Source organism: Bradyrhizobium sp. GCM10028915, assembly GCF_042666195.1.
In the GTDB taxonomy this organism is placed as follows: Bacteria; Pseudomonadota; Alphaproteobacteria; order Rhizobiales; family Xanthobacteraceae; genus Bradyrhizobium; species Bradyrhizobium canariense_D.
Genome location: NZ_JBHTFN010000058.1, coordinates 1 through 693, shown reverse-complemented (window position 1 = coordinate 693; position 693 = coordinate 1). Strand labels below are relative to the sequence as shown.

General features: G+C 64.9%; 1 protein-coding gene. It reads right to left on the bottom strand.

Annotated elements, in window-relative coordinates; genetic code table 11:
* Nucleotides 1–135: 135 nt before the first annotated feature.
* Nucleotides 136–693, bottom strand: a 558-nt coding sequence (locus tag ACFQX9_RS29520; protein ID WP_377791265.1) for a PHP domain-containing protein, incomplete at its 5' end; no start/stop codon positions are given.

Sequence of the window (693 nt, the reverse complement as noted above, 5' to 3'; positions counted from 1 at the left end):
CGTGGGCGTCGCCTTCGACGCCATGGCCTTCCACCAGCATGATCCGGTCCTGCGGCGGTTTGCTGAAGTGGTGATCGCGATCGGCGGCAACTGCGACCACGGTGCCCTCCAGCGAGAAGCCGTGCCCTTGCTGCATCAGGCCGCCCGGGCGAACGAGCGCCGCTTCTGGCGGAGGTAGCGCGTGATCTCCGGAAGAGCCATCGCGTTCAGGACCCGGTCGGCGGGGACACCGCCCTTCCGAGCCATCTCGACGCCCCAGTGCATGTGGTCGAGCTCGGGGATCGAGTGCGCGTCCGGATTTATGCTCATCAAGCAGCCGAACTCAAGGGCGGCCTGGTGCCAGCGCCAATCCAGGTCGAGGCGCCATGGATGGGCGTTGATCTCCACCACGACGTCATGCTTGGCACAGGCGCGCAGCACCTTGTCGACATCGATCTCGTAGCCTGGTCGCCGCTGCAGCTGGCGCCCGGTCATGTGGCCGATGATGGTGGTGTGAGGATCGGAGATGGCCCGAAGCAGGCGCTGCGTCTGCGCCTTGCGGTCGAGTTTGAAACGGCCGTGGATGCTCGCGACCACAAAGTCGAAGCGCTGCAGCACGTCGTCTGCATAGTCCAGCGAGCCGTCGGCCAGAATGTCGGACTCGATGCCTTTCAGGATCCGGAAATCCTTGCCGAAGCGCTTGTTCAACCGGTC